At 46.4% G+C, this 937-nt stretch carries 1 protein-coding gene; it reads right to left on the reverse strand.

From position 1 onward, the window contains the following. A partial coding sequence (porB, locus tag ACTHSW_RS10795; protein ID WP_440373914.1) for a trimeric porin PorB occupies positions 1-935 on the reverse strand: 935 nt, incomplete at its 3' end. Positions 936-937: the final 2 nt, after the last annotated feature.

The raw sequence follows: 937 nt of genomic DNA on the forward strand, positions 1-937 counted from the left end.
GCAGAAGTGCGTTTAGAGAAGTCGTAGTCAGCACCAACGATAACTTGGTTGTAAGCGCTGTTCTCTTGTTTCACGCCTTCTTCTTTAGCTTTGAAGCCGTGAGCGTAAGAAACACGAGGAGTTACGTTGCCGAAGCGGTAAGCAGCAGTTGCACCAACTTCAGTACGTTCGTTTTTCTTAGCACCAGCTACGTCAGCTTTGAAGCCTTCGTATTGACCTACAACAGCAACCATCAGGTTGTTAGCATCGTAACCAGCAGTCAGACGGTGAGCTTGGTGATCTTTGTAAGTACCAGCAGCCAAATTATTGTTGCGGTTGAATACTTTCAAGTAATCAGCAGTCAAGTCAGCACGTTTAGCATAAGAACCAGCATAGCGACCGAAGAAGCCAGAGTTTTCGTAGTTCAGACCCAAGTCGTAAGACTCGCGGCTTTTCACAGTGTGAGTATATTTGTCGCTAGGGTTAGCATTGTCACGTGGTTGGTATTGTACGCTTGCGCTGAAACCACCAAATACAGGGGTATCGTAACGTACAGATACTTTACGAGAATCTACACGTTTGATTTTACCCAATTGCAGAGCGTCTGCGTTAGCATCACTAGATTCCCAAGGGTCGAAGCTATCGCTGCTGTCGTTCAGAGCAGTATTCAAGTTACCGGCACGAACTTTACCGAAACCGCCTTCCAAGCCCAAGAAAGATTCACGGTTAGCGAAACCAGAGTCACCACCGGCGATAGAAGTTTTTTGTTCAACTTGCCAGATAGCATTCAGGTTGCTACCCAAGTGTTCGTGGCCTTTGAAACCGATGCGAGAGCCGAAGTCAGCAATCTCAGTAGCAGTTTTAGAAGAAGTCTTACCCTCTTTTACTTTAGAAATTTCTACGCCAGCTTTAATTTGACCGTACAGAGTTACGTCAGCCATAGCTGCAACAGGCAGGG

Origin of the sequence: Neisseria sp. P0008.S004, assembly GCF_051962755.1 — a bacterium.
Classification (GTDB): Bacteria; Pseudomonadota; Gammaproteobacteria; order Burkholderiales; family Neisseriaceae; genus Neisseria; species Neisseria subflava_A.